8 protein-coding genes are annotated in these 6,132 nt (G+C 71.1%); 4 read left to right on the top strand and 4 right to left on the bottom strand.

All coding sequences use genetic code 11. The features are described from left to right. The 4 genes from G569_RS0129480 to G569_RS0129465 form a co-directional block, all read right to left on the bottom strand. Positions 1 to 527: ABC transporter permease (locus G569_RS0129480; RefSeq protein ID WP_028066061.1), on the bottom strand; the 527-nt coding region annotated here is incomplete at its 3' end. Continuing rightward, on the bottom strand, positions 515 to 1,189 hold the full coding sequence (locus G569_RS0129475; protein ID WP_028066077.1) for an ABC transporter ATP-binding protein: 675 nt from the start codon (positions 1,187 to 1,189) through the stop codon (positions 515 to 517). The genes G569_RS0129480 and G569_RS0129475, both read right to left, overlap by 13 nt. Then, the gene (locus G569_RS0129470) at positions 1,186 to 1,848 is read right to left on the bottom strand and encodes an ABC transporter ATP-binding protein (protein ID WP_037500172.1); all 663 of its coding nucleotides are present in this window, start codon (positions 1,846 to 1,848) and stop codon (positions 1,186 to 1,188) included. The genes G569_RS0129475 and G569_RS0129470 overlap by 4 nt, the downstream gene beginning before the upstream one ends. After that, positions 1,845 to 2,384 (bottom strand): hypothetical protein, encoded by a 540-nt coding sequence (locus tag G569_RS0129465; protein WP_211233126.1) that lies wholly within the window; start codon positions 2,382 to 2,384, stop codon positions 1,845 to 1,847. The genes G569_RS0129470 and G569_RS0129465 overlap by 4 nt, the downstream gene beginning before the upstream one ends. A 114-nt stretch (positions 2,385 to 2,498) precedes the next feature. Here G569_RS0129465 and G569_RS0129460 point away from each other — a divergent pair, with 114 nt between their 5' ends. The 4 genes from G569_RS0129460 to G569_RS52570 form a co-directional block, all read left to right on the top strand. After that, the gene (locus G569_RS0129460) at positions 2,499 to 3,173 is read left to right on the top strand and encodes a response regulator transcription factor (RefSeq protein ID WP_028066075.1); all 675 of its coding nucleotides are present in this window, start codon (positions 2,499 to 2,501) and stop codon (positions 3,171 to 3,173) included. A 14-nt stretch (positions 3,174 to 3,187) separates the two neighbouring features. Next, complete coding sequence (locus G569_RS0129455; RefSeq protein ID WP_169542278.1) at positions 3,188 to 4,465, top strand: HAMP domain-containing sensor histidine kinase; 1,278 nt, start codon at positions 3,188 to 3,190, stop codon at positions 4,463 to 4,465. A gap of 42 nt (positions 4,466 to 4,507) precedes the next feature. Next, on the top strand, positions 4,508 to 5,746 hold the full coding sequence (locus G569_RS64825; protein ID WP_211233125.1) for a COG4705 family protein: 1,239 nt from the start codon (positions 4,508 to 4,510) through the stop codon (positions 5,744 to 5,746). A 12-nt stretch (positions 5,747 to 5,758) separates the two neighbouring features. Beyond that, on the top strand, positions 5,759 to 6,132 hold a 374-nt coding region (locus G569_RS52570), incomplete at its 3' end, for a DedA family protein (protein WP_037500168.1).

The following is a 6,132-nucleotide window of genomic DNA, read 5'->3' as shown; positions in this document are numbered from 1 at the left end:
GCGGCGGGGAGGTCGACGATCCCGTCGACGGTGACCCGCGCGGTTCCGCGGGCGCCTCCGATCGTCACGGTGTCGCCCGGGCGGGCGTGGAGGTTCGCGGCGGTCTGCTGCGCGAGCAGCACGCCGGTGTCACTGCCCGAGAGGGTGCGCAGCGCGCCGGGGAACGCCTGCGTGTAGCCGTTCGGGAGTCCGAGCACCTTGCCCGGGCCGGTGCTCTGCACGGTCGCGCCGGTCCGGGCTTGGAGCCCGCTGGTGTCGGCGTAGCCGACCGGGAGGGCGCGCCGGACGCCGGGGAAGCGCTCGACCTGCCGGAGGAGCCGGCGCGGGTCGGCGCCGGGCTGGGCCTCGATCTGCCAGTCGACCGGCACGCGGGCGCTCGCGCGCGTGGTCATCTTCGAGGTCGTCGCCGACAGGAACGCGCCGATCGACGCGATCAGCGCGACGGCGACGGCGACGCCCGCGGCGGTTGCGAGCAGGCGTCCGGGGCGGTGGCGAAGGAGCCCGCCCAACCAGGTCAGTGCGACCATGTGGGCCTCTGGCTCTCGAGCCGGCCGCTGTGCATGTGCCAGTGTTCGTGCAGCCGTTCGGCGACGTGTTGGTCGTGTGTGGCGACGACGAGGGCGGCGTCGGCGTCTGCGGTGGCCGACAGCAGGACATCGACGATCGCCGTGGCGTTGGCGCGGTCGACCTGGCTGGTCGGTTCGTCGGCGAGGATCAGCCGAGGGCGCCCGGCGAGCGCGCGGGCGACGGCGACCCGCTGCGCCTGACCGCCCGAGATCTCCTCGGGCAGCTTCTCCGCGAGCTCGTCGAGCCCGAGCGATGCCAGTGCCTCGTCCGCGGCGCCGCGGGCATCCACGTCGCGGGCTCCGCCCAGCACGAGCCCGAGCGCGACGTTCTCGCGCACGGTCAGCGCCGGGAGCAGGCTCGGGCCCTGGAAGATGACGGCGACGGGTCCGGGGCGCAGCGCGTTGCGGTCGCCGAGCAAGGGCCACGCGACGGTCCCGACGGTCGGAGCGTCGAGGCCCGCGAGCAGGTGAAGCAGGGTCGACTTGCCCGAGCCCGACGGCCCGCTGATCGCGATCCGTGCGCGCTCGTCCACGCGACAGTCGGTCGGCTGCAGCGCGACGACCGTCGCCGCCCCACGCCCGAAGGTTCGTCCGGCGCCGGTGCAGATGGCCAGCGCGGTCATGACTCGAGCCGCCCGTCGCGCAGTCGCAGCTCGCGGTGGGCGACGGCGGCGACATCGGCGGCGTGCGTGACGATCACGACCGCCGCGCCGGCGTACGCGCGATCGTGCAGCAGCGCCAGCACCGTGGCCGCGGTGTCCTCGTCGAGCTCACCGGTGGGCTCGTCAGCGAGCAGCACCGCGGGGTCGTTGGCGAGCGCCACGGCGAGTCCCGCGCGCACGAGCTCACCCCCGGAGAGCTGGGTCGGCCGGGCGTGCGCGCGCTTGCCGATCGCGCACTGCTCGAGCACGGCACGCCGCGAGGCCGGGGAGGTGCTGCGCGCGAGCCGCTGAGCGAGCCCCACGTTGGCCTCGACGGACAGGTGGCCGACGAGGTTGGCCTGCTGGTAGAGGATCCCGAGCATGCGCCCGCGGAGCCGCGCGCGGTCCTCCTCGGGCCGGCGTGAGAGTCGCTTGCCGTCGATCCGGACCTCGCCGCCGTCAGGCTCGTCGAGCCCGGCGAGGACGTTGAGCAACGTCGATTTGCCGGACCCGGACGGGCCGGTCACGGCGACGACCTCGCCGCGATCGACCGTCAGCGAGACCCCTTGCAGCGCAAGCGTCTCGTCGTCGCCCGCGTGGTAGAAGCGATACAGCGAGCGGGCCTCGAGGACGGCGGTCATGGTGTCCAGCGCAGGGAGTCGGTGATGATCCGCCAGGGGTCGACGTTGTCGGCGCCCTTCGGCCCGCTCAGCGTGACGATGGCCTCGCGGCCGGCACGGAAGAACAGATAGCTCTCCACCGCGTCGGTCCGTGCCTTCCCGGTCACCGGGTCCGGTTGGCTCTGTGCGAGATAGGTGATCCGGATGGCCGGACCTGAGGTGCGCTTGACCACGCTCACGCGCGCCTTGGCCGGCGCGGTTCGCTTGACGTCGGCGACCGTCGGCGCGGCGGTGGCGTTGCTCGTCTCGAGCTTGACGGTGTTGAGCTTGTCGGTGAAGGAGGTGGCGCCGTTGGCCGTGGTACGGGACCAGCCTTCGGGCACCTTGACCGAGTAGCCGGCGTGGGGCGGGGCATAGGCGACGAACGCCTGGTTGTCCGGGATGTCGCCGGGCGGGCTGTTGTCTGAGGCGGCGGGCGTCGGGGTTGCCGCGCCGCCGGCTGAACCGCAGCCGGCGACGACGATGACAAGAGCAGCGGTCGCTGCCGCTTTGCGCATGCTGGGCATCGCCGCCGACGGTGGCAGCCACCGGTCAGCGCCCCGCCCGCGCCAGGTCAACGCCAGGTCAAAGTTCTCAAAGCGGTGTCGATCCCGGGCGCTACCGTCGGGGATGTGAGCGGCTCCGGGATCCTGCTCGTCGAGGACGATGACGCGATCTCGTCGAGCCTTGTGCGCGTATTGGAGAGCCAGGGCTATGCCGTCCGGCATCTTGCGCGCGGCACAGGAGCGCTCGCGGCGGCCGACGCGGACACGAGCCTGGTGATCCTGGACCTCGGGCTGCCCGACACCGACGGCCTCGACGTGTGCCGACGGCTGCGTCACGCGCGTCCCGAGCTCGCGATCCTGATCCTCACCGCGCGTGACCAGGAGCTCGACGTCGTCGCCGGACTCGATGCCGGCGCGGACGACTACCTCGTCAAGCCCTTCCGCCTGGCCGAACTGCTCGCCCGCGTCCGAGCGCATCTTCGCCGTGCGGTGACCGCCTCCGTGGACGAGCCCGACGGAGCGCTGCGCGCCGGGTCGGTGAGCGTCGACCGCGCTGCGCGGCGTGCCTGGCGCGATGAGCAGGAGCTCGATCTACGACCCAAGGAGTTCGATCTGCTCGCCCTGCTCGTCGCGGAGGCCGGGCGCGCCGTGACGCGCGAGCGGATCATGCGAGACGTGTGGGACACGGACTGGCTCGGTTCGACCAAGACGCTGGACACGCACATCCTGATGTTGCGTCACAAGCTCGGCAGCGAGTCGATCACGACCCTGCGCGGCGTCGGCTACCGGCTCGAGGCCTGATGCGGCGCCGCCTGATGCTGGCGATCGCCGCTGTCGCAGCGGCCGCCGTCGTGCTCTTCGCGCTGCCGCTCGCCTTCGTCGTCGCCCGCAACTACCGCGACGACGAGCTACTCCGGCTGCAGCGCGACACGATTGCAGCCACGCGCGCGATCGACGTGGATCCCCGTAGGCACGATCCAATCGAACTTCCCTCCAGCACGGATCGGCTCGCCGTCTACGAAGCCTCGGGGCGCCGCGTCGCGGGCACCGGGGGGCCGGTACACGCTGACACGCTCGTCGATGCTGCACTGCGCGCGAGCGCACCCGTGAGCGAAAGCGACAGCCAATTGGTGGTGGTCGTTCCGCTCCTCAGTGGAGAACGGGTCACCGGCGCGCTGCGCGCCCAGCGCAGCGGCGATGCAACCGCGGACGCCGTTCGGCGGGCGTGGCTCGCGCTGGCCGGGCTCGCGTTGCTGGTGGTGCTCCTGGCCGTGTTGGCGGCGTTCGTGCTCGGCCGGCGGCTGGCGCGGCCGCTGGAGCGGCTCGCCGTGGCGGCGAGGAGGCTCGGACAGGGCGATTTCGCCACGCGTGCGCCGCGCGGCGGAGTCCCTGAGGCCGATCAGATCGCGATCGCCCTGGACGAGACCGCACAGCGACTGGCCGATCTCGTCGCCCGTGAACGGGCGTTCAGCGCGGACGCGTCGCATCAGCTGCGCACACCGCTCGCCGCGCTGCGCATCGAACTGGAGGCGCTCGAGATGAGCCCCGACGCACCGGCGGAACTCCCCCGCGCACTGGCACAAGTGGAACGGCTGCAGAGCACGATCGACACGCTCCTGGCGGTCGCTCGCGATATTCCTCGCCCGGCCGCCGATACGGACGTGGCCGACGTGGTCGACGAACTACAGGCACGGTGGCGCGATCCGCTGGCCGCCGAGGCCCGGCCGTTGCGCATCGGGCTCTCGCCCGAGGCCGGCACATCGTCCGCGTCGGGAGCCGTGGTCAGCGAGATCCTCGACGTCCTACTCGAGAACGCCCAGCGCCACGGCGCGGGAGCCGTGAGCATCAGCACCCGCTCCAGCGGACGCTGGATCGCCCTCGATGTCGCTGACGAGGGTCCGGGGTTCTCGGGTACGAGCGAGGAAGTGTTCACTCGGCGAGCTCCGTCGCCTGATGGTCACGGCATCGGTCTCTCGCTGGCCCAGTCGCTCGCGCACGCCGAGGGCGGCAGGCTGGCGGTCACGCAGTTGTCGCCGCCGGTCATCACGCTTTGGCTGCCCGCCGCCGCGGACGGAGTCGCCGCCGGCACATGAGTGTTCAGGAAACGGTCAGGACTTCGTGGCGACCCTACCCGGATGCCATTGTCAGTGTTGGTCGTCAGCGACCGGATCGCCGCGTCCCCCGATCTGATCGCCGCGATTCGCGCGCGCGCTGAGCGCGACGACATCCAGGTCCGCCTGCTGGTGCCCAACCCGGCGCCCGCCGAGTGGCACCCGACCCATCCCGAACGTCACGTCAAGGCCGAAGAAGCGCGGCGCGTGCTGCAGGAGACGCTGCCTGCGCTGCGCGAGGCCTCCGGGGTGACCGTCGATGGATTTGTCTCCACCCGCCATGATCCGATGGACGCGATCGAGGAGCAGCTGCACGACTTGCCGATCGACGAGCTCATCCTCGCTGTGACGCCCCATCACATCGACGGATGGCTGCATGCCGACCTGCCGCACCGCGCCGCCCACCTCGGCCTGCCGCTGACGTGCATCGAGGGTCACAAGACGGTGGAGCTGACCAACCCGCATGCGCATCGCCGGATCGGTCCTTCGCTGGGACGCCGGATGCTGAACAAGGTGCCCGAGGTCACGTTCTACTTCTGGCTGATCAAGATCATGTGCACGACCGTCGGGGAGACGGCCGCGGACTATCTCAACGACAACCTCGGCTTCGGCCTGACGAACACGACGATCGTGGCCGGTGTGCTCCTCGCGGTGCTGCTGGTCGTCCAGTTCCGCGCGCGGCGCTACGTGCCCGGGATCTACTGGTCGGCGGTCGTGGTGATCTCGGTGTTCGGCACGTTGATCACCGACAATATGACCGACCGCTACAACGTGCCGCTGACCACGAGCACACCGATATTCGCGGTCGTGCTGGCAATCGTCTTCGCGGTCTGGTGGTCGGTCGAGCGCACGTTGTCGATCCACACGATCTTCACCACGCGCCGGGAGAGCTTCTACTGGCTCGCGATCCTCTTCACCTTCGCCCTCGGCACCGCCGCCGGCGACCTGGTGGCCGAGAAGGCCAGCCTCGGCTATGGCATCTCGATCGCGATCTTCGGCGGCGTCATCGTGCTGATCGCGATCGCCCACTACGTCTTCCACGCCAACGCGGTGCTGACGTTCTGGCTCGCCTACATCATGACCCGGCCGCTCGGCGCGTCGATCGGCGACTTCATGTCCCAGCACAGCAAGAAGTACGGCGGGCTCGGGCTCGGCACGACCGGGACGAGCTACATCTTCCTGGGCTGCATCCTCGCGCTCGTGATCTGGCTCTCGATCACGCGCCGCGACGCCACCGAGGCACAGGAGCCCGCGCCCGCATAGCATTCGCTCTGCGTGTCGATCTCCGAGGTGCTCGGCGAGCTCGGCTACGTCGGGCTCGCGCTGCTGATGATCGCGGAGACGGTGTTTCCGCCGATCCCGTCGGAGGTCGTGCTGCCGTTCGCCGGCTACCTCGTCCAACAGGGCGACTTCGAGTTCCTCCCGGCGCTGGTCGCGAGCACCATCGGCTCGCTGGTCGGCGCCGTGGTCCTCGAGGAGGCGGCACGCTACGGGGGACGGCCGTTCGCGGAGCGCTTCGTGCGTTTCGCGCACATCGACCCCGGCAGGCTCGACGACGCGGAGCGTTGGTTCGTGCGCCGCGGTTGGCTGATGGTCCTCGTCGGCCGCTGCGTGCCCGGCGTCAGGAGCCTGGTCGCGCTTCCCGCCGG

The organism is Solirubrobacter soli DSM 22325 (assembly GCF_000423665.1).
Classification (GTDB): domain Bacteria; phylum Actinomycetota; class Thermoleophilia; order Solirubrobacterales; family Solirubrobacteraceae; genus Solirubrobacter; species Solirubrobacter soli.
Note: the sequence above shows the minus strand (reverse complement) of the source record. Positions and strands in the feature narration are given on the sequence as shown.